Source organism: Paenibacillus sp. EC2-1 (genome assembly GCF_049311625.1).
GTDB lineage: Bacteria > Bacillota > Bacilli > Paenibacillales > Paenibacillaceae > Paenibacillus_AQ.
Genome location: NZ_CP186006.1, coordinates 5,435,084 through 5,455,205, shown reverse-complemented (window position 1 = coordinate 5,455,205; position 20,122 = coordinate 5,435,084). Strand labels below are relative to the sequence as shown.

At 42.2% G+C, this 20,122-nt stretch carries 23 protein-coding genes and 1 tRNA gene; 22 read left to right on the top strand and 2 right to left on the bottom strand.

The window, feature by feature from the left end; all coding sequences use genetic code 11:
• Positions 1-122: 122 nt before the first annotated feature.
• From noc to ACK8P5_RS25500, 5 genes are all read left to right on the top strand, one after another.
• Positions 123-941, top strand: a complete 819-nt coding sequence (gene noc, locus ACK8P5_RS25520; RefSeq protein ID WP_422658973.1) for a nucleoid occlusion protein — start codon at positions 123-125, stop codon at positions 939-941.
• Between the two features lie 300 nt (positions 942-1,241).
• Complete coding sequence (locus tag ACK8P5_RS25515; protein ID WP_422658972.1) at positions 1,242-2,003, top strand: ParA family protein; 762 nt, start codon at positions 1,242-1,244, stop codon at positions 2,001-2,003.
• Complete coding sequence (locus ACK8P5_RS25510) at positions 1,996-2,841, top strand: ParB/RepB/Spo0J family partition protein (RefSeq protein WP_422658971.1); 846 nt, start codon at positions 1,996-1,998, stop codon at positions 2,839-2,841. Before ACK8P5_RS25515 ends, ACK8P5_RS25510 begins: the two co-directional genes overlap by 8 nt.
• A gap of 211 nt (positions 2,842-3,052) precedes the next feature.
• A complete protein-coding gene (locus ACK8P5_RS25505) occupies positions 3,053-4,201 on the top strand; it encodes an aminotransferase class V-fold PLP-dependent enzyme (RefSeq protein ID WP_422658970.1) in 1,149 nt (382 codons plus the stop codon).
• Positions 4,202-4,238: 37 nt separating this feature from the next.
• Entirely contained in the window at positions 4,239-4,739 is a 501-nt protein-coding gene (locus ACK8P5_RS25500; protein ID WP_422658969.1) for a DUF4446 family protein, read from the top strand.
• Here ACK8P5_RS25500 and yyaC read toward each other — a convergent pair.
• The gene (gene yyaC, locus ACK8P5_RS25495) at positions 4,711-5,316 is read right to left on the bottom strand and encodes a spore protease YyaC (RefSeq protein WP_422658968.1); all 606 of its coding nucleotides are present in this window, start codon (positions 5,314-5,316) and stop codon (positions 4,711-4,713) included. The two genes, ACK8P5_RS25500 and yyaC, sit on opposite strands and share 29 nt — an antisense overlap.
• 142 nt (positions 5,317-5,458) lie before the next feature.
• Between yyaC and ACK8P5_RS25490 the strand changes: the two genes are divergently transcribed.
• The 4 genes from ACK8P5_RS25490 to ACK8P5_RS25475 all read left to right on the top strand — a co-directional run bounded on the left by ACK8P5_RS25490 (position 5,459) and on the right by ACK8P5_RS25475 (position 7,073).
• Positions 5,459-5,707 (top strand): DUF3343 domain-containing protein, encoded by a 249-nt coding sequence (locus ACK8P5_RS25490; RefSeq protein ID WP_422658967.1) that lies wholly within the window; start codon positions 5,459-5,461, stop codon positions 5,705-5,707.
• 39 nt (positions 5,708-5,746) lie between these two features.
• Complete coding sequence (locus ACK8P5_RS25485; protein WP_422661582.1) at positions 5,747-6,610, top strand: mechanosensitive ion channel family protein; 864 nt, start codon at positions 5,747-5,749, stop codon at positions 6,608-6,610.
• A gap of 79 nt (positions 6,611-6,689) precedes the next feature.
• The gene (locus tag ACK8P5_RS25480; RefSeq protein ID WP_422658966.1) at positions 6,690-6,908 is read left to right on the top strand and encodes a DUF951 domain-containing protein; all 219 of its coding nucleotides are present in this window, start codon (positions 6,690-6,692) and stop codon (positions 6,906-6,908) included.
• A gap of 74 nt (positions 6,909-6,982) precedes the next feature.
• A tRNA-Ser gene (locus ACK8P5_RS25475) sits at positions 6,983-7,073 on the top strand.
• A gap of 396 nt (positions 7,074-7,469) precedes the next feature.
• Here the strand turns inward: ACK8P5_RS25475 and ACK8P5_RS25470 are convergent.
• Positions 7,470-7,664 (bottom strand): YjzC family protein, encoded by a 195-nt coding sequence (locus tag ACK8P5_RS25470; RefSeq protein WP_422658965.1) that lies wholly within the window; start codon positions 7,662-7,664, stop codon positions 7,470-7,472.
• Between the two features lie 263 nt (positions 7,665-7,927).
• On the opposite strand from ACK8P5_RS25470, the gene rpsF reads away from it, so the two are divergent.
• From rpsF to ACK8P5_RS25405, 13 genes are all read left to right on the top strand, one after another.
• The gene (gene rpsF / locus ACK8P5_RS25465; RefSeq protein WP_422658964.1) at positions 7,928-8,212 is read left to right on the top strand and encodes a 30S ribosomal protein S6; all 285 of its coding nucleotides are present in this window, start codon (positions 7,928-7,930) and stop codon (positions 8,210-8,212) included.
• Positions 8,213-8,256: 44 nt separating this feature from the next.
• Positions 8,257-8,736, top strand: a complete 480-nt coding sequence (gene ssb / locus ACK8P5_RS25460; RefSeq protein WP_422658963.1) for a single-stranded DNA-binding protein — start codon at positions 8,257-8,259, stop codon at positions 8,734-8,736.
• 20 nt (positions 8,737-8,756) lie between these two features.
• Positions 8,757-9,029 (top strand): 30S ribosomal protein S18, encoded by a 273-nt coding sequence (gene rpsR / locus ACK8P5_RS25455; protein WP_006207333.1) that lies wholly within the window; start codon positions 8,757-8,759, stop codon positions 9,027-9,029.
• 527 nt (positions 9,030-9,556) lie between these two features.
• On the top strand, positions 9,557-10,231 hold the full coding sequence (locus ACK8P5_RS25450; RefSeq protein ID WP_422658962.1) for an SOS response-associated peptidase: 675 nt from the start codon (positions 9,557-9,559) through the stop codon (positions 10,229-10,231).
• A 650-nt stretch (positions 10,232-10,881) separates the two neighbouring features.
• Positions 10,882-12,648 carry an ABC transporter substrate-binding protein gene (locus ACK8P5_RS25445; RefSeq protein ID WP_422658961.1) on the top strand — a complete coding sequence of 589 codons (1,767 nt, stop codon included), beginning with the start codon at positions 10,882-10,884 and terminating at the stop codon, positions 12,646-12,648.
• A gap of 66 nt (positions 12,649-12,714) precedes the next feature.
• Entirely contained in the window at positions 12,715-13,677 is a 963-nt protein-coding gene (locus ACK8P5_RS25440) for an ABC transporter permease (protein ID WP_422658960.1), read from the top strand.
• Between the two features lie 12 nt (positions 13,678-13,689).
• Positions 13,690-14,613 (top strand): oligopeptide ABC transporter permease, encoded by a 924-nt coding sequence (gene opp4C, locus ACK8P5_RS25435; RefSeq protein WP_422658959.1) that lies wholly within the window; start codon positions 13,690-13,692, stop codon positions 14,611-14,613.
• Positions 14,614-14,624: 11 nt separating this feature from the next.
• A complete protein-coding gene (locus tag ACK8P5_RS25430) occupies positions 14,625-15,602 on the top strand; it encodes an ABC transporter ATP-binding protein (protein ID WP_422658958.1) in 978 nt (325 codons plus the stop codon).
• Complete coding sequence (locus ACK8P5_RS25425; protein ID WP_422658957.1) at positions 15,599-16,564, top strand: ABC transporter ATP-binding protein; 966 nt, start codon at positions 15,599-15,601, stop codon at positions 16,562-16,564. Before ACK8P5_RS25430 ends, ACK8P5_RS25425 begins: the two co-directional genes overlap by 4 nt.
• A 150-nt stretch (positions 16,565-16,714) precedes the next feature.
• Positions 16,715-17,647 (top strand): D-alanyl-D-alanine carboxypeptidase family protein, encoded by a 933-nt coding sequence (locus ACK8P5_RS25420; protein ID WP_422658956.1) that lies wholly within the window; start codon positions 16,715-16,717, stop codon positions 17,645-17,647.
• A gap of 308 nt (positions 17,648-17,955) precedes the next feature.
• The gene (locus ACK8P5_RS25415; protein WP_422658955.1) at positions 17,956-18,933 is read left to right on the top strand and encodes an LCP family protein; all 978 of its coding nucleotides are present in this window, start codon (positions 17,956-17,958) and stop codon (positions 18,931-18,933) included.
• A gap of 268 nt (positions 18,934-19,201) precedes the next feature.
• Positions 19,202-19,639, top strand: a complete 438-nt coding sequence (locus tag ACK8P5_RS25410; protein ID WP_422658954.1) for a CBS domain-containing protein — start codon at positions 19,202-19,204, stop codon at positions 19,637-19,639.
• Positions 19,640-19,819: 180 nt separating this feature from the next.
• Entirely contained in the window at positions 19,820-20,122 is a 303-nt protein-coding gene (locus ACK8P5_RS25405) for a MazG-like family protein (RefSeq protein WP_422661581.1), read from the top strand.

The window sequence follows — 20,122 nt, the reverse complement described above, 5'->3', positions numbered from 1 at the left end:
TTTTTGGAACGAAAGGCTTTTTTGTTAAGCCATTCATGCATGCTACTGATTCTATTCATGTGTTTCAGTAGAAAGCAAAGGCGTCATCCATGCTATCATGAAATTAGGTGGTAATATACGGAATGAAAGAACAATTTTCGAAGTTGTTTGGCTTAGCGGCGGAACGCAATAATGGGGATGAAGTGAAGCAAATTCCGGTGAATGAGGTTGTCAGCAGCCCCTACCAACCGCGTACGATTTTTGATGATGATAAGATCGACGAGTTGCTTCAAACCATCAAAACACATGGTGTCATTCAACCTATTGTCGTTCGTGTCCGTAATGGCGTGTATGAGATTATTGCTGGTGAGCGTCGTTGGCGTGCAGTTAAAAAGTTGGGACTCGATACAATCCCTGCGATTGTTCGAGATTTTAATGATTCCCAGGCAGCTTCAATTGCTCTAATTGAGAATTTGCAGCGTGAAGGCCTGACTTCAATTGAAGAGGCAGTAGCTTATCAGAAGCTGATTGATCTTCATCAGTTAACACAAGAAAGTCTTGCGCAGCGGCTCGGTAAGAGCCAATCCACAATTGCTAATAAAATTAGGCTTCTACAGTTGCCGGAAGAAGTAAAATTAGCACTTATGGAACGTAAAATCACTGAGCGTCATGCTCGTGCTTTGCTGTCACTTGATAATGAAGAGACACAACTAAAGGTGTTGGCAGAAGTGATTGCTAAGGAGCTTAATGTTAAGCAGACAGAAGCTCGAGTAGCATTTTATAAAGAAGTAACTACGATTAAGAAATCCAAGCGGATTTCGTATAGTAAAGATGTGCGCCTAGCTTTAAATACCATTCGTCAATCGATTGATATGGTAACAGGTTCAGGAATGGCTATTAAAACGACAGAGAATGATCATGATGATCACTACGAAATCGTTATTAAAATCCCCAAACGATAAAACATAGTATGACATGAAAGTAGGAGTGGTCTTGTTATTATGCCACTTTTTCTGTTGACCTAAGAAGCAGCTATAGAGTAAGACCTCCTAGGAAGACAGACCGCATTTTTTGGAGCTTAACTTATTACTTGTATCTTCAAAAAATGGTTTCGTGTCCGAACCCAGCGGATTGCGCATAACCGTTCAGGTGCTGTCATCATAAGACAGCCTATATCCAAATGTGCAGTATACAGCTTCTCTTGCTGTATATCATCTATTGCAGCCTACTTAGAAGAGTCTTCCTACATTGAGGTGAAATGAGTGTCTAAAACAATTGCCATAGCAAATCAAAAGGGCGGGGTCGGTAAAACAACGACTTCTGTCAATCTGGGCGCTGGACTGGCTTCGCTTGGCAAACGGGTGCTTTTGGTGGATATTGACCCCCAAGGGAACACGACCAGTGGTGTCGGTATTAATAAAGCAGACGTTGAAAACTGCATTTACGATATTATCATTAATGAGGTGCATCCTAAGGATGCTATTAATCCAACAAACATCGAAGGTCTAGACATCATACCGGCTACGATTCAGCTAGCGGGTGCAGAGATTGAACTTGTTCCTACGATTTCGCGTGAAGTACGCTTGAAGAAATCTCTTCAGTTGGTAAAACCAAATTACGACTATATCTTGATTGATTGTCCCCCGTCACTTGGCATTCTTACGATTAACTCTCTTACAGCTGCGGACTCGGTCATTATTCCGATTCAATGTGAATACTATGCATTGGAAGGGCTAAGTCAATTACTGAATACAGTGCGTTTGGTTCAGAAACATCTTAATACTTCTCTGAAAATCGAGGGTGTACTACTTACGATGCTCGATGCTAGAACGAACTTGGGAATCCAAGTGATTGAAGAAGTGAAAAAGTATTTTCAAGAAAAAGTGTATAGGACCATTATTCCAAGAAACATTCGATTGAGTGAAGCGCCTTCACATGGACAGTCGATCATTACTTATGATCCTCGCTCAAAAGGTGCGGAAGTGTACTTGGAGTTGGCAAAGGAAGTGATCTCTTATGAGTAAACGTTTAGGAAAAGGGTTGGATGCACTTATTCCTTCCTTGTCTATTAACGACGATGATAAAGTCGTTGATATCCCATTGAGTCAGTTGCGGGCGAATCCGTATCAGCCTCGGAAAACGTTCAATGAAGAAGCGATCCAGGAGCTTGCTGAATCTATTCGTCAGCATGGTGTGATTCAGCCGATTATTGTACGGAGCGTTCTTAAGGGATATGAGATTATTGCCGGGGAACGTCGTTTTCGGGCATCACAATATTGTGGAAAAGCTACAGTGCCAGCCGTCGTTCGTTCTTTCAGCGACCAGCAGGTAATGGAGATTGCACTCATTGAGAATCTTCAACGTGAGAATTTGAATGCAATGGAAGTGGCGGTAGCTTACCAAGGATTAATGGAACAATTTTCCTTAACGCAAGAGGAATTGTCTCTGAAAGTCGGCAAATCACGATCGCATATCGCTAACTTTTTAAGACTGTTGTCTTTACCGGAGGAAGTAAAGGATAATGTTTCACGTGGAACATTATCAATGGGACATGCACGAGCGATTGTGGGATTGAAAGATCCTGTCCTAGTGAAACAATTGGCAAAGCAATGTGTGGAACAAGAGTGGAGTGTTCGTGAGCTTGAGGAAGCTGTAAAAAACCTAGATCGCAGTAAATCATCTGAAGCAAAAGATAAGATCAAGGTGAAACGGAAAGATCCATATATTGATCATTTAGAAGAGAATCTTCGTGAACGATTTAAAACAACGGTTAAGATAAAACACAATAAAGATAAAGGGAAGATTGAGCTGAACTATTATAGTAAACAAGATTTAGAACGTCTACTTGAGTTGCTGCAATAGTTTGCTTTAAAATATGTAGTGTTCAAAGAGCTTGCGCTGAAATAACTACAAGATATAGCTTGGAATATCACATCTTGATGGAGAAAGACATGTCGGTGTTCCTTAGGGAACAGGGCATGTCTTTCTTGATTTGGAAAATGGAATAATGAACTGGGGTATGTATAATCAGATTGAATAATAGACTTATGTTCATCTGATGAGGGGGTACAGCATGGATTCAATCATTTATCTGGACCACGCAGCTACTTCATGGCCGAAACCTCCGGAAGTGTTAGAAGCTATGAAACAAGCGATGGAGAGTGCCGCGGCAAATCCGGGGCGCGGAAGTCATCGTATGGCTGTGAATGCATCAAGAGTGCTTTATCAAACGCGTAGAACATTAGCGACACTTTTTAAAGTCAATAATCCCAATGATATTGCACTAACGGGAAATACGACAGAGGCATTGAATTTAGCCATTAAAGGATACCTTGCTGAAGGAGATCATGTCATTGCTACAATGATTGAACATAACTCAGTGAGAAGACCACTGGAGTATTTGAAACGTACTAGAGGAATTCAAGTTGATTATATTTCTGTCGATGCATATGGACAGATTGATTTAAAAGAGGTTGAGCGGTCGTTCAATAAGCGGACCAAGCTTGTGGTGTGTAGTCATAGTTCTAACCTGCTTGGCTCGATTCTTCCTGTAAAAGAAATCGGGGAACTTGCAGTACGGTATGGTGCTGTGCTTCTCGTGGATGCTGCCCAAAGTGCTGGAATGTTATCTATTGATGTTAATGATATGAATATTGGTATGTTAGCTTTTCCTGGGCATAAGGGGCTTATGGGACCACAAGGCACAGGGGGGCTTTATATCTCACCTAATCTAGACTTGGAGCCTTTGATGCACGGAGGTACAGGTAGCCAGTCTGAGGCTATTGAACAGCCAACTGTAAGGCCGGATAGATATGAAGCTGGTACTCCGAATACAATCGGTTACGCAGGGCTTCAGGCCGCTGTAGAGAAGGTGCTAGAGCTAAAGACTGATAACATATACAGTCACGAATGGGAACTCACACAACGAATGATAGAGGGACTGTCATCTATAAGAGGTATAAAGATTCTCGGTCCGAAATTAGGGCAGCCAAGAACGGGGATTGTATCTTTTGTGGTAGAAGAAAGAGATGCTTCCGAGCTCGCATTTAAGTTGGATCGTGAATATGGGATTGCTGTACGGGCAGGATTCCATTGTACTCCACTTGCCCATATGGCAGTTGGCACAGAAAACACTGGCGCTGTAAGAGCCAGTGTGGGGGTATGGACAAGCAAAGAAGATGTTGACCTCATGGTGGAAGCCATGGCTAAAATCCAGGCCTGATCGACAGATCAAGATTGAGGAGAAGGAATGAAAAAGTATGTCTGAATTAAATGAATTGATCATGGAGCAACTTCATTGGTTTGTTGTAGGTATGAGTGCCGTGATCTTGATCCTGTTGTTGGCCGTAATAATACAAGGCAGTAAGTTGCGTAAAATGCGGCGAAAGTATGATGCGATGATGTCCGGCACCGGAGTGGAGGATCTAGAGACACTGCTCCTCAATCTTAAGATTCAAATGGATGCAATTGAAGAAGAACAAGGAAATCATCGTTCCCGTCTAGATCATGTTATACAAACCTTGAAAGGTGTTAAGTCCAAAACAGGTATCGTGCGCTATAATGCCTTTGGTGAACGGGGAAATGATTTAAGCTTCTCCATTGCGATCGTTAGTGAAAAAGGAGATGGATTGGTACTTACCGGTTTATATAACCGTGAAAGTTCATTTGTATATGCCAAGCCTCTTCAAAATGGTGAGTCTCAACATTCTCTTTCCCCTGAGGAGAAAGAGGCTATAGATCTCGCGCTGAAAGAAGGGTAGAACGATTCCATTCCTTCATTGCTGAGTATAAGCAATTCGCAATAATATCAGATAGACGCATCACGAGACTCAGACGAGTGTTCTGTAATACGAAGTATTCCATAAAGCCGCCGACATTGACGATACCAGTGACATGGATATCGCCAACCGGCGGTAATTCTTTATGTACACCTGCACCAGGGCGTAGGGGTCCATCAGAAACTTGTATAGAGCCTACACTAGCAGACTGGCCGAGGCAAGCATCAATACCGATTATATAAGGGTTATCATGTTGTTCATGAATCATCGTGAGTGTTTCTTTTAAATTCATCGCATGTACAGGCTCATCTAGTGTGCCATATAAATGAAAGAGTGAGCTATTGAAACGAGATAGAGATGTACCGACAAGTGGACCAAGGCAATCACCGGTGGAACGGTCCGTGCCAATACAGACAATAATCAGTGGACGAGTATGCACGCCAGAGGAAAGATGATAGAGAAGACGATGTATGATAGCCGAATGGATTTCAGGATCAGTATGTGGTATTTTTAAGCTTGAAAACTCCTGATGGGGTGAGTGTTTAGATATACGGTTCATAGAATCTTCCTTTCGTCCGCGAATGATAGTATCAGTATATGGCTGAAAGAATGTTTTTATACTTCAAGGTAGACAAAAGAAGATAATCTGTTCATAGATAAATGAAGAGTAGAGAATAGAAGGGGAGACGGAGGTGTAGGGTATGTCAGGTTTGATGCTGATCGCTTTTGATTCCACGCAGCAAGCACTAAGAGCGGAGATGTTGCTGGAGTATGCGGATATAGAGATTGACCTATTTCCCACGCCAAAAGAGATTACAGCAGGCTGTGCATTATCGATTCAATTTCCACCCACTGCGTTAAGAGAAGTTCAAGAGATTATCACTTTGGAAAGAGTAGAAATCCGGGGCATATTTGCGCAGAATGACAACGAGAGTTATACACGCATCTAGAGTATGGATGGGAGGAATACAAACATGGATTACATTCATATGGTGTTAACTGGGGAAGTAGACTCCCTGAAGGAGGTAAAAAAAATTAGTGATGCTTTCTGGAATTGGATGACAAACGTAGATATGTGGATGGGCGTAGCTACGGCTGCGATTCGAATCCTGGCTATATTCCTATTAACACGACTTATTATACGAGTTGTTTACAGAATGATTGATCAATTTCTTCTGAGACAAGAGAAGAGTAGAATTAATATGAATCCACGGCGCTTCACAACCGTGGGAGAGTTGCTGAAGAATGTAACCTCATTTGTATGTAACTTTATAATGATATTGATCATTCTATCAGAGTTTAACTTCAAGCTTGGGCCTTTACTAGCAAGTGCGGGAGTACTCGGATTAGCCGTCGGTTTCGGAGCACAGAGTCTGGTTAAGGATGTAATAACTGGATTTTTTATTATCCTTGAGGATCAGTTTGCAGTTGGGGATGTCATTAAAAGTGGCGAATTCAGAGGTACGGTTGAAATCATCGGACTTCGAACAACACGGATCAGAGGATTGAATGGAGAGACTTACATTATTCCTAACGGATTAATTACTAGTGTGACCAATTACTCTGTGTCTAATTCACTAGCGCTTGTAGACTTACCTGTGAAGAATGAAAAGCGGGTTAACGATACATTGTCTCTCATCCAAAGTGCACTTGAAGGGATTTCTCAGCGCCGTCCGGAACTTGTCCAAGACCCTGAAGTGCTGGGGATTCAATCCCTGACCACATCTGAATATGTTGTTCGTATTGCGGCTGAGTGTCACCCGAATGCACGTGATGTTGCTGAACGAGAAATTTTTAAAGATATAAAACAAGCCTTAGAAGCAGAGGAATTACGTCAGTCATCTGAGGGATGATATATATAACTTGTTAGGCTGCTCTAAAATGCATAGAATAGATATCAATTAGACGATGAGATGTGGAGGGGGAGCAGGAATGGAACGGAAGGTATTTCAATTGGGGGATATTGTTCAAATGAAAAAACCTCATCCCTGCGGGAATAATGAAATGGAGATCATCCGTATGGGGATGGACATCCGCATAAAGTGTACACGTTGCCAACACAGTGTGTTGATTCCACGAGCTAAGTTTGAGAAGAACATGAAGAAGGTGCTAAGGTCAGCAGCTGTTGATGATGGGACGATTGAGGCATAACACCCCATAGGCTAGTGGGTGATAGCTGACGTATTGACCTGATTAGCTGGACATGTTATAATCAATCGTGCTGCGGAAAGGTACCCAAGAGGCCCAAGGGGGCTGACTCGAAATCAGCTAGGCGTCGCAAGGCGTGCGTGGGTTCGAATCCCACCCTTTCCGCCATCTAACGATTAAACTAAATTTACGATACATTGCATGAGCTTCTCGGTTGTTACGAGAGGCTCTTTTTAATTAAAAAAGCCTGATCTGTATTTTTACTTCATCTATATAGAACAAAAAGGAAGGACCCCTTCGGGTCCTTCCACTGGTTAGGCGGTGCTGTGAATTGGAATCTATAGCTAACACATTCGCAAGAATCTTGGTCAACAGCCCTTTACTTGTCCGAAAACGGTCAAGCTTGTTGCTAAATCCCTCCGCTTGCTAACCGTGCAGAGTAAGACCCTATGGGTAATTCAGCTGCGTTGTCCAACGGAACCACACCTCTCTCATGCACCGCCTATTGATATTATGCTCCGTATTCGTTTTGTTATACATGGAGTTAAAAAAAATTTGAAGTGCTTATTTAGGTTGTACCCGTCTTTTGTTCATCCACACGCGATCATCGTTCGTATTGTCGGGGAATGTATCGCCCTGTTTAAGCTTAACTTGCTGAGGATTTTCAATGCCCATGATGTGGTCTCTTACACCGACTTCAATATATACACCATTGTTTGGAGCTTTTTCTCCACTGTGGAATTCACTACGTTCACCCATGATAAGAATCCTCCTTCATTTGATATGAACTGCTTCCTTAGAGTGCACGAGAGCAGACAAAATCATGGCAGGGAAAGAGCGGAACTAGAGGATAAACATATATGGATAATATAGCGAAGGCGTTATGGAGATTTCATGTAATGGAAGGAAAAGAAACTTGCATCCGATCATTCGTTCTGATATATTGTTATGGTGCGAGTTTACGCTCGTTCCTTGCTCCTAACATTTGATTGGGGGCCTAAGTCCACAAGGAGGTGAAAGATATGCGCAAATATGAAGTTATGTACATTATTCGTCCAGACCTTGAGCAAGAAGCTGTTCAAGCTACAGTCGATAAGTTCCATGGCATCATCTCCAACGGCGGAGAAGTTACAAAGCAAGACGTAATGGGTAAACGCCGTCTTGCGTATGAGATCAAGAAATTCCGTGATGGCGTGTTCGTTCTAGTTAACTTCAATGGTACACCTGAAGTTATCGCTGAGCTTGAGCGTCTCATGAAGATTTCTGACGAAGTAATTCGTTATCTCATTACGAATGACGTAGCCTAAGACCGAAAGTTTTGTAATGAATTCGTTCTAAGGAGGGGATAGGATTGTTGAACCGTGTTATTTTGATCGGCCGGCTAACCCGGGATCCAGAGCTGCGTTATACGCCAGCAGGAGTAGCGGTCACACAGTTTACGCTTGCCGTAGATCGTCCATTTACCGCCCAAGGCGGGGAACGCGAAGCGGATTTCATTCCGGTCGTTACCTGGAGACAGCTTGCTGAAACGTGTGCCAACTATCTGCGTAAAGGCCGTCTGACCGCTGTGGAAGGACGCATTCAAGTGCGGAATTACGAGAATAACGAAGGTAAACGTGTATACGTAACTGAAGTTATTGCTGATAATGTTCGTTTCTTGGAGTCGAACCGAGATAGCAGCGGAGGCGGCGGAAATCGTGAGGAATCATCGTTCAATGGTGGAAGCACTAGCGGAAACCGTGGAAGCAGTAATAACTCACGCAACAATCAGGATCCTTTTTCCGATGAAGGAAAACCGATCGATATTTCGGATGATGATTTGCCATTTTAATAAGGAAGGACTGACTAAGCATGGCTTTTAAGCAAAGAGAAGGCGGAGACAACGACAAACGCCCAGCACGCCGTGGTGGCCGTAACAAACGTCGTAAAGTTTGTTTCTTCACTGTGAACAAGATTACTCACATTGACTATAAAGATACTGATTTGCTCAAGAAGTTCATCAGCGAACGCGGTAAAATCTTGCCACGTCGTGTGACTGGAACTAGTGCAAAATATCAGCGTGCCTTGACGATTGCGATCAAACGCTCCCGTCAAATCGCATTGCTTCCATACACAACGGAGTAGTCCGTTAGAGAAAAAGCAGTTTAGCCTTTGGCTAAGCTGCTTTTTTTGTATGTGGATTAAGAGATTTATACGGATATTGGATAACGAACTGTCCCCTAAGTACGTACAAATATATACATATAACCATTAGAAAAATGATGGTTAGCTGAGTGAAGAATTGAATGTATTGTCTCTTCACAGGAGACATCGTCTCTTGTATAGGTATACTTTTAATAGAGATGGAACTTAATAATCGCAGTAATAGAAAATGATATTGATGAGTTTCTTCTATATATAATAACTAGTATGAATTATTCTAATCATAACTATTATGGGTACATATACATTTCATATGGATTGATAGTTTGTCCTGTCAGATAAGACAATACTTTAAATAGAAGTTAACATTAAAGAAGGAAATATAGTAAATAAAATTTGTTTAAGAAAGCTTCATAATACTGAATATGTCTCTTCCTAGAAAACAAAATGTCGATCATGCATAATATTCCTCTTTTATCCAAATGCTAAGAAAAAGGAGGAATTTCATTATGTGTCGTCGATTTTCGATGTCCGCTGGAATAGATGAAGTAGGTAAACATTTCGGAATAAGCAGAGTGATGTATTACTACAAGAATCGATACAACATTAGTCCGATGCAAGGTGTACCCGTGATTGTTCAAGAAGCTGGAGAAAAAGTTCTTGATGAATATAGATGGGGGCTAGTTCCTTACTGGGGGAAGGATGCGGTAAACGCAAATTTACATACCGTAGATCAGAATCCAACCTACCGAAAAGCAGTGGATACTCGGCGATGTGTTATTCCCAGCAACGGCTTCTATTACTGGAGAACTGTAGGTAAGAAAAGTTATGCGGTAAGAGTAGTGATGCCGAATAATGAGTTATTTGGCGTAGCAGGATTATATGAGACCTGGCAAGATGCAAAAGGTGAAAAAATGAGAACCTGCACGATGCTTATGACCGATGCCAATGTATTCATTCGGGAGTTCGAGGAGCGTATGCCAGCCATTTTATCGGTGGACGAAATGGAGAAATGGTTAAATCCGGAGCTAAGAGGTTTAAACAATCTCCACCCATTGTTGAAAACGTTTGAAGGAACGATGAGGATTTATCCAGTAACACCATTGGTAGCTAATGATCACCATGATGATAAGCAATGTATTGAAGAGATGGATCTTAAATTGGCTTGGGTTAAGAATTTGTAGTCCTAAAAATGCTCAAATATACGAGGATAATATGAATATGTTAAAACAACCTGGTCTTATTCCAGGTTGTTTTTTTGTGTAGTAGATAGATTTTCCTATATTAAATATTACATGAATCGTCTATCAATACAGTATATCAGGGAATGAAGTAAACATTGTTACCTTAAACATGACCCGAAAACAGCATTTTAGCACAGGAAAGCGATAATTGAGAGAAATATCATACTATCATGTCAATTAATATGACATTATAAATATAATTTTATAGGATGATAATAAAAAATTATGAAGTATTTCAAAATTAAACAGTTTATTTTCCATATTTTCTGAAAAAGTAGCTTGTAAAACTTTCGATTTCAGCTCGTTTCCATAACCAAAAAGTACGATGTGAAAACATTTTTTTAAAAAAAAATACGAAAAAGTAATTGACGTCACCTATTTTTACACGTATCATAACATTAATTTTACAGACAAGAAGATATTGTTAAAGTTTTTGGTACTAATTGACCATTGGTATATTTTTTGGAAGATATTTTAGGCGCATACAACATGCTACTGACATCCTAGATTACCTACTGTAATTATTTAAGGGTAATTACCATATTATCCTAATAATTTATAAGCAACATCATTTTAAAAGGAGGATTAGCATGAAGAAGAGAATGTCGCTTTTGCTGGTAGTCATGTTATTTGCCATCTCTGTGTTGGCAGCATGTGGCGGTGGCAAAGCAGATGAGCCGAAACAAGGGGAAGAAGCAGGTCAACAAACACCTAGCACAGATGAGGGCAAAGACAAAGAAGAAACCCCTCCAACAGAAGGTGATGATGAGAGCCAAGGTTATTTCGAAGCTGAGGATCCATCTGCAAATCCACAAAATGCACTTGATCGTAAAGATACATTGATTATCGGTGTGACTTCACCAAAAGGTGTTTTCAACCCATTCTTTTGGCAAACAGCATATGACAAATATGTTGTACAGCTAGTGTTCGACACATTCCTGGAAGTAACAGGTGACGGAACATATACGGAAAGATTGGCTGAAAGTGTTGATGTTTCCGAGGATGGCTTGAAGTACACGTTCAAGCTGAAGCCAGGTGTAACTTATTCCGATGGTTCGCCGGTAACTGTTAAAGATTATGTATTCGCTATGAAAGTTTTGCATGACCCAACATATGATGGTGAATCCGATCTTCTCTCTCTGAATATCGTTGGTGGTAAAGAGTACCACGACGGTAAAGCTGATGAAATCTCCGGTATCAAAGTTATTGATGACCAAACTGTAGAAATTACAGTAACTGAGGCAACTGCTCTTACGCGTGACGTGTTGGGTGATGTTGCATTCATTCCTGAACACTACTATGGTAAAGGCTTTAAAAAAGGTAACATGGACTCTTTGAAAAGTCTAAATGATAAGCCACTGGGTAGTGGACCGTACGTTATGAAAAAGTTCACACCAGGACAAGAAGTTGTATTTGAAGCTAATGAGAATTACTTCCGTGGAGCTCCAAAAGTCAAAAATGTAATTTACAAGACAACAGCAGAAGAAACAAAATTGTCGATGCTAGAGTCTGGCGAGATTGATATGGATATGCTTACGGTAAATGAAGATAACGTGGAAGAAGCTAAACTCTTGGGCTTCCTTGATCTTAACATCTTCCCAACAAACGGATATGGTTATATTGCGTTCAACCACAATCTAGAGAAATTTAAGGATCAAAAAGTACGTCAAGCTCTAATGTACGGTTTGAACCGTTCCGAGATTGTTGAAATTATTTATGGTAAATATGCAAACCCACTGAATATTCCTGAGTCCAGCGTTTCTTGGGCATATACAGATGAGAACATTGAAGCATATGATTTCAATCCAGAAACAGCGAAGAAGCTTCTTGATGAGGCAGGCTGGGTTGTTGGTGCAAGTGGAACACGTGAGAAGAATGGCGAGAAGTTGACAATTGATTTCTCTGCAACAGCAGAAAATCCAGTTGTAGACGCACTTCTTCCAGTTATGTCCGCTAACTACAAAGACTTAGGTATCGAAGTTAAAGCAGAAACACTAGACTTCAACGCAATTATGGATAAAAAAGACAGAGGCGAGTATGAAATGTTCTTCGCAGCTTGGGGCTTAACTCCAGACCCAGATAACACCGTATATATTACTAATGGTGCGCAGAACGATACAGGTTACTCCAACAAAACAGTTGATGAGCTTATGAAAAAAGGTAAGACTACTTTAGATATTGAAGCTCGTAAAGATATTTACAAGCAAATGTACCAAGAAATGAACAAAGATATTCCTAATATGTTCCTTTATCAAAGACGTGATGGTTGGGCGATCAACAGCCGTGTAGATGGCTTCGATATTACACCTTACAAAGATTTCACGTATAGCCTTTATCAAGTAGAACTTCAACAATAGCATCAGGAAAGATATGCTCAGTCCATTCGGGCTGAGCATATCCACTTATATGCCGGGAGGAATATTATGAAGCAGTACATTATCAGAAGGCTGCTGCAGATGATCCCGACCCTGATCGGGATATCGATACTTGTCTTTGCTATATCCTCACTAGTGCCAGGTGATTATATCACTGCAAAGAACAGTCCGAGTATGACGGCCGAGAAAAAAGCCGAGCTTCGGGCTATTTATGGTTTAGACAAGCCGCCTGTAGAGCGCTACTTCACGTGGGCTGGAAACATGGTAACAGGAAATATGGGGGACTCACTTCAGCATAAACAACCCGTTACTAAGGTAATTGGGAATTATGTATGGAACTCCTTTATCATCGCTTTTTGTAGTTTAGTTCTCAGTTGGATTATTGCTATATTCGCCGGGGTGTTCTCGGCCAAGTTTCAATACTCATTGTTTGATAAATTGGTAACCTTGGTTGTCTTTCTCTGTATGTCGTTGCCTTCCTTCTTTTTGGGACTCTTACTTATTAAGATATTCGCAATGGAGCTTGGATGGCTCCCTGTCGGTGGTATGACTACAGCTGGGTCGAATGCTACGGGCTTTAGTTACATTTGGGATGTAGCTGAACACGCTCTCATGCCGATTACCGTTCTTACCATGCTCAGTACAGGAAGCTTAACACGCTATTTCCGAACCAGCATGCTGGAGGTAATTCGTCAGGATTACATTAGAACAGCACGGGCTAAAGGGTTGAAGGAGCGGAAAGTTATCTTCAAACATGCGCTCCGTAATGCAATGTTACCTGCGATTACACTAATGGGATTTGAATTGCCTGCTTTGTTTGGTGGTGCCATCATACTGGAAAAAGTATTTGTATGGCCCGGTATTGGACAGGTTTACTTAGAATCCATTAGCGTGCGTGACTACCCGTTCTTGCTCGGTTTTACTATTTTCCTAGCTGTTTTAACATTGATCGGAAACCTGATTTCCGACGTTCTGTATGGAGCCGCTGACCCAAGAATCCGATTAAAGTAGGAGGAGATTACATTGTCCCTGGAGGCTGCACCTCTTGATAAGAAAACATTAGTCCCAGCTAAGCAGCCGGACTCTCCGTGGAGAATCGCGGTTCGACGATTCACCCGTAACCGACTGGCTGTTATAGGACTTTTTATATTGATCTTAATGACTTTATTCGTCAGTATAGGGCCATGGTTTTCACCCTATGATCTCTATGAATATGACGTTAAACTGAAAAATCAATCACCAAGTGCTGAGCACTGGCTTGGAACAGATAAGCTCGGTCGAGACGTTCTGCTCCGTCTTATGCTAGCTGGACGAATCTCGCTTACAGTGGGGTTGGTAGCAACCGGTATTTCTATCGTCATCGGTGCTACGTTGGGTGCCTTGGCAGGTTTCTATCGTAAATTTGCAGATACCCTTATTATGCGTGTTGCTGATATTTTTATGGCACTGCCGACTTTGCCGATCTTGATTATTTTAGGTGCAATTTTATCCGATTTGAAGGTTGATCCTGATAGACGTATATACTTCTTAATGTTAATTCTCGGTATTCTAGGCTGGACAACCATTGCCCGATTGGTTCGTGGTCAAATTTTGACGCTGCGTGAACAGGAATTTATGCAGGCTACAGAAGCACTCGGACTACGGGACCGCCGCAAGATCTTCCGTCACTTGATGCCAAACACGATTCCGATCATTATCGTAACTGCAACGTTAGGTGTAGCATCGACGATTATCACTGAATCGGCACTAAGCTATCTAGGTATTGGCGTAGTACCACCTACTCCATCATGGGGTAACATGATCTCGGCTGCGAACAATCTGATTGACTTCCGGAAGAGACCGTGGCTGTGGGTTCCGCCAGGTATGTGTATTCTAATTACCGTTGTGGCGATCAATCTGATCGGTGACGGACTTCGCGACGCACTTGACCCTAAAATGAAGAAGTAGGAGATGCGACAATGGCAAAAGATTTAGTAGAATTCCGCAATTTAAAAACGCATTTTCATACCTCCGCAGGTACAGTGAAAGCCGTTGACGATGTCAGCTTCAAAATTCGCGAAGGCGAGACGCTGTGTGTAGTTGGTGAGTCCGGCTGCGGAAAAAGTGTGACGGCAATGTCACTCATGCGTTTGCTCGAAGTACCTCCTGTTGGAGGAGAAATTATTTTTGAAGGTAAAGATATTCTCAAAATGAATAAGCGGGATATGAGTATGATAAGAGGTAACGAGATCGCAATGATCTTCCAAGAGCCTATGTCTTCTCTTAACCCAGTACTAAAAATCGGGGAGCAGATCACGGAACCGATCCTTCTGCATCAGCTGGTAACCCGTAAGGAAGCTAAGGAGCGCGCGATTGAGCTGATCAATTTGGTCGGTATTCCACGTGCTGAAAAGATCTATGAATCCTATCCCCATGAGCTGAGTGGTGGGATGCGTCAACGGATTATGATCGCGATTGCACTTAGCTGTAACCCGAAATTAATCGTAGCCGATGAGCCTACAACGGCACTTGATGTTACGATACAGGCACAAATTCTCGATTTGATGCGTGATATTAAGGATAAATTCAATACATCGATTATGCTGATTACGCATGACCTTGGTGTCGTGGCGGAAATGGCCGATTATGTAGTTGTCATGTATGCCGGTAAAGTGATTGAAGAGGCTCCTGTTAAAGAGCTGTTCCAAAATCCGAAGCATCCTTACACCAAAGGACTGTTGAAAGCTAAGCCAGTCATTAACCAAAAGCAGGACCGTTTGTATTCCATACCGGGGCAAGTACCTAATCCGATTGAACTCGGTAGTAACTGCCATTTCCACGACAGATGTGAGTTTTGCATGAATATATGTGTTGAGAAAGAACCTCCGCTTGGCGTAGACCCTGAAGGTCATAAGGTTGCATGCTGGCTGTATGAAGAGGAGGGGAAACAGCAATGAGTGAAGCATTAATTGAAGTTACCGATCTGAAGAAATATTTCCCCATTACTGGTGGTGTATTTCAGCGAACGGTTGGAAACGTAAAGGCCGTTGACGGCGTAAGCTTCTCGATTCATCGCGGTGAATCCTTTGGCCTTGTTGGCGAATCGGGTTGTGGTAAAAGTACAATAGGCCGCACGATCCTTCGTCTGCTTGAGAAGACCGATGGTAAAGTCGTGTTTAAGGGACAAGATATTCATCAACTGTCCAAGGAAAAAATGCGTGGTATGCGTCCCAAAATGCAAATCGTATTTCAGGACCCATTCAGTTCACTCAACCCTAGAATTAAGGTGGGTGAAGCGATTGGAGAAGCACTTCTCGACCACGGACTTGTGAGTCGTAAAGAGCTTAAAGAGCGCGTTATCGAAACGTTGAAGATCTGCGGATTATCAGATTATCATTATGATCGATTCCCGCATGAGTTCTCGGGAGGTCAACGTCAACGTATCGGTATTGCTCGTGCCTTGATTATGAACCCAGAGTTCATCGTTGCGGATGAGCCCGTTTCAGCTCTAGACGTATCTATCCAAGCACAGATTATCAATCTGCTGAGTGATTTGCAAAAAGAGAAGCAATTGACATACCTGTTCATTTCACACGATCTTAGTGTTGTCGAGCATCTCTGTGACCGGATCGGTGTTATGTACTTGGGTTCTATGGTAGAGATGGCACCTAAAGAGGAGTTGTTCCGCAATCCGCTTCATCCTTATACTAAAGCGCTTCTCTCAGCCGTACCTGTACCGGATCCAACGTATAAGCGTGATCGGATCGTGCTGAAGGGTGATATTCCAAGCCCGGCGAATCCACCATCAGGCTGCAAATTCCATACTCGTTGTCCTCTAGCATCTGATTTGTGTAAACAACAGGTGCCTGAATATCGCAATATGGGTGACGATCACTTTGTGGCTTGTCATTTTGCCTAATTCTATAAATTTAAATAATAGTTTAATGTAAACAGCGCCAGAGCATAATCTGTGCGCTTTTTTTCTATTATCGAAAATAAAATAATTATTTATAAAAAATTGCAGACCAAAAGGCCCTCTAATACGTCTAATACTATGGAGGGCTTACATATGAAAAAATGGTGGTTATGGTTTCTCATAGGTGTGCTTATTATGATTCCTCTCATTTTGGTCACGACGATGAATACAGAGCGAATTGGTATTAAACCTGAAGTGGAAGCAAGAGCAGTTGTACTGATGGACTTGAATACAGGACGCATATTGTATAGCGAGAACGGCGATGTGCCGTTGCCCCCTGCAAGCATGTCGAAGTTAATGACAGAGCTGATCATTCTTGAAGAGATTAAAACGGGGACCCACAGCTGGGATGAATCCGTGAAGATTAGTAAATATGCTAGTAGCATAGGCGGTGTTCGGTTATCTCTAAATGAAGGAGATATTCTTACTGTAAAGGAGCTGTTTCAAAGCATGGCCGTTTATTCGGCTAATGATGCAGCGGTAGCACTCGCAGAGCATTTTGCTGGCACGGAGGAGAACTTTGTGAAGCGGATGAACCAGAAGGCGAGGGATCTTCAGCTTTCTAACGATTCCTATTTCGTAAATGCTTCAGGCCTTGAGATTGCCTCTAATGAGAGAGAACTACCTTTTAATCTGGAAGAAGAGACAAGAATGACCGCGCTAGATACAGCAAAACTTGCAGCTCATCTGATCAATAATCATCCAGAAATTTTAAATACATCAAGTAAAACGCAGATGAAATTAAAAGGGCGGGACTTATATTTAAGTAACACGAACTGGATGCTTCCTTCGCTATCGGGTCCCTATTCATATGAAGGAACAGATGGTCTGAAGACAGGATACACGGAAAATGCAGGATACTGCTTTACAGGAACAGCTGTGAAAGGTGGAAGCCGGCTTATTGCTGTTGTCATGGGAACGAAGAGCAGGGAAGCCCGGTTTGAAGAGACTCGTAAGCTGTTTGACTATGGATTCTCAAGAACATTAACGATTAAAGAGCGGCTGAATGAATGGTTCCATGCATAGGGACCTGCAGCTGCTTTTTTTGTATAATGGAATAGATCAACTTAGTTATTTAGCACTTCTCCAAATCTGGTAGTTTTATAGAACGACGGAGTAGCTCTTCACAGAGGGCATTCGTCTGGTTTACAATAGACCATGTGCTGCTTCTCCCCCTGTGTAAGAAAACAGGACCACGGTGATGCGTCATTCATACGTACAGCCGTTTAATAAGGAAAGGAGGCGAGCAAGAAGGCAGCAGAAACTTCCGTTATTACATGATTTATCCTATATAAATAAGTTATTAATTTTATAAAAAAGAAGGAATCTAACTCATGAAGAGGAAAACATTATATATTGCACTTGCTGCTCTCGTGCTGATCGGTAGCTTAGGTTATCTGTTCCGTGCACAGCTTGCAGTCGTTGCATTTGATTTATTCATGTCTGATAAGGTTGAAAGTTCACTGGAGAAGAGCTATAAGCCGCTCAAGGGCGACAAAACGCCTGAGCCTGTGGTTCTGCAAAGTGAGCCGTTTAGTGTGATGCTGCTTGGAAGCGACCAACGTGAAGATGAGCCAGCTCGTTCGGATACGATGATCTTGGCTGTTGTCCGTCCTAAGGAATCTAATGTACTACTCGTTTCCGTTCCACGTGACACTTACGTAGATATTGTCGGCAAAGGAAAGAAGGATAAGATTACACATGCCTTCGCTTTTGGTGGACATGAGATGGCAAAAGATACAATGGAAGCATTCCTAGATGAGAAGATCGATTACTATGCTTCTGTTAATTTTCAAGGCTTGAAGGACGTTGTTGATGCTATGGGTGGCGTTGAGCTGCCAATCGGTAAGGATATTGTAAACAAGGGTAAAGATCATGAGAAATTCACGGTAAAAGCGAACAAACCGATCTACACCGGTGAGGAAGCACTTAACTATGTACGATATCGTGAGGATAGCGACTTTAACCGTACGAAGCGTCAACAGGTATTCCTGGATGCAGCAGCAAAACGCTTGATGCAAGTTGATCAGATCAGCAAGGTGCCAGAGCTGATTGATATTATGGGCGATAACTTCCAAACCAATATGCAGCCTAAATTCATTATTGATCTGGCGAAGCAGTTGTTAACTGGTGGTAAGCCAGAAATGACTAGCTTTACGATTATGGGTGAAGGTATGAGATTGAATGGTATTTACTACAATGAAGCAGATAAAGAGGATGTTAAGTTAGCACAGCAGATGATTGATAACTGGATGGACCCGGCTACTCCTGAAGATCAGCTAATGAAGCCGGAGAAATCAGAGCAACAGTAATCTCCGTACAACACCGAATATACCTATAGACTCCGGACTACCGGATCGGACAACAGTATCAAATCTTATTTCAATCAGCAGTCCGGATTGCCTGGCTGCTGATTTTGTGTCTTTTATGAAACAGTTTCTGATTGTGAACGTATGTATTATTAAAGCGCTTCCACAAAAGGTTCATGAAGTACATGTATACCTGCATAGTTTTCTAAAGACACTACTTATTCTCAACTGACGGGGTCACGTTTAACGCTCATAAGGAGGATTCATAATTATGAATATCGCGTTTTTTTTGCTGCCGAAACAGGAAGTCATCTGTTTAACGATGGATTCCACGCTGCGGCAGACGCTGGAGCGGATGGAGTATCATCGTTATACAGCCGTGCCTGTCTTGGATAAGAACGGACAGTATGCTGGCACGGTAACAGAGGGCGACTTACTGTGGCACATGAAAAACTCGGATGGAAAGATTACATTTGAGAATGCTTCAAAATTTTTGCTCAAAGATGTTCCGCTGCGAATGGATATTAAACCGGTATCCATTGAGGCGAACATGGAGGACTTAATCAATCTGGCTAAGGTACAGAACTTTGTGCCCGTTGTGGATGACATGAACCGATTCATCGGGATCGTTAGACGTAGCCAAATTATCGAATATTGTGAGAAATTCGTATCTAGAGAGGAAACAATGGGCTCACGCGGGGCATCCTAAAATACCCGAGTGTTAGCCGGCACCTCAAGCACAGGCCTGCCATCGCTTTAACTTGCGAAGCAGGCTTGTTCTGCAGAGGGACTGGGACGAACTCCCCCGGGGCCCTTTTGTGTGGGTAACAGGCATTTATGCTATAATGGAGAATAAAGCTTTTTCAGGGAGAGATGGGACTTGTCAAACATGCCGAAGGATTTGGATGTGGCTAAACGGGCCAAAGTAATTGAGTGGCTGAAGACCGAAGTGGTCGATAACGTATCCCGATTATTCAAAGCGCTGTGGGAGGGAAGTACAGCAAAGGTAGGCGATAGTCTGGCCAGCTTGATGATGAGTTCCTACATACTAGGCCGTAGACTTGGCATGTCATATCGGGATTTAGATGATCTCTTGATTGAAAAGTTGAAGAAACATAAGCAAGAAGGACATCAGTTGGAAGAATGGTATCAAGATATTTCCACGCTAGAAGAACATTTGCGTAAGAGGTGA

Bases quoted from the DNA above. Each gene is read 5' to 3' on its own strand.
- ACK8P5_RS25405 (WP_422661581.1), top strand. From the start codon at position 19,820: ATGCCGAAGGATTTGGATGTGGCTAAACGGGCCAAAGTAATTGAGTGG.
- rpsF (WP_422658964.1), top strand. From the start codon at position 7,928: ATGCGCAAATATGAAGTTATGTACATTATTCGTCCAGACCTTGAGCAA.
- yyaC (WP_422658968.1), bottom strand. From the start codon at position 5,316: ATGAACCGTATATCTAAACACTCACCCCATCAGGAGTTTTCAAGCTTA.
- noc (WP_422658973.1), top strand. From the start codon at position 123: ATGAAAGAACAATTTTCGAAGTTGTTTGGCTTAGCGGCGGAACGCAAT.
- ACK8P5_RS25485 (WP_422661582.1), top strand. From the start codon at position 5,747: ATGGTGTTAACTGGGGAAGTAGACTCCCTGAAGGAGGTAAAAAAAATT.
- ACK8P5_RS25430 (WP_422658958.1), top strand. From the start codon at position 14,625: ATGGCAAAAGATTTAGTAGAATTCCGCAATTTAAAAACGCATTTTCAT.
- ACK8P5_RS25425 (WP_422658957.1), top strand. From the start codon at position 15,599: ATGAGTGAAGCATTAATTGAAGTTACCGATCTGAAGAAATATTTCCCC.
- ACK8P5_RS25490 (WP_422658967.1), top strand. From the start codon at position 5,459: ATGTCAGGTTTGATGCTGATCGCTTTTGATTCCACGCAGCAAGCACTA.
- ACK8P5_RS25480 (WP_422658966.1), top strand. From the start codon at position 6,690: ATGGAACGGAAGGTATTTCAATTGGGGGATATTGTTCAAATGAAAAAA.
- ACK8P5_RS25410 (WP_422658954.1), top strand. From the start codon at position 19,202: ATGAATATCGCGTTTTTTTTGCTGCCGAAACAGGAAGTCATCTGTTTA.
- ACK8P5_RS25445 (WP_422658961.1), top strand. From the start codon at position 10,882: ATGAAGAAGAGAATGTCGCTTTTGCTGGTAGTCATGTTATTTGCCATC.
- ACK8P5_RS25500 (WP_422658969.1), top strand. From the start codon at position 4,239: ATGTCTGAATTAAATGAATTGATCATGGAGCAACTTCATTGGTTTGTT.
- ACK8P5_RS25415 (WP_422658955.1), top strand. From the start codon at position 17,956: ATGAAGAGGAAAACATTATATATTGCACTTGCTGCTCTCGTGCTGATC.
- ACK8P5_RS25505 (WP_422658970.1), top strand. From the start codon at position 3,053: ATGGATTCAATCATTTATCTGGACCACGCAGCTACTTCATGGCCGAAA.
- ACK8P5_RS25420 (WP_422658956.1), top strand. From the start codon at position 16,715: ATGAAAAAATGGTGGTTATGGTTTCTCATAGGTGTGCTTATTATGATT.
- ACK8P5_RS25450 (WP_422658962.1), top strand. From the start codon at position 9,557: ATGTGTCGTCGATTTTCGATGTCCGCTGGAATAGATGAAGTAGGTAAA.
- rpsR (WP_006207333.1), top strand. From the start codon at position 8,757: ATGGCTTTTAAGCAAAGAGAAGGCGGAGACAACGACAAACGCCCAGCA.
- ACK8P5_RS25470 (WP_422658965.1), bottom strand. From the start codon at position 7,664: ATGGGTGAACGTAGTGAATTCCACAGTGGAGAAAAAGCTCCAAACAAT.
- ACK8P5_RS25510 (WP_422658971.1), top strand. From the start codon at position 1,996: ATGAGTAAACGTTTAGGAAAAGGGTTGGATGCACTTATTCCTTCCTTG.
- ACK8P5_RS25440 (WP_422658960.1), top strand. From the start codon at position 12,715: ATGAAGCAGTACATTATCAGAAGGCTGCTGCAGATGATCCCGACCCTG.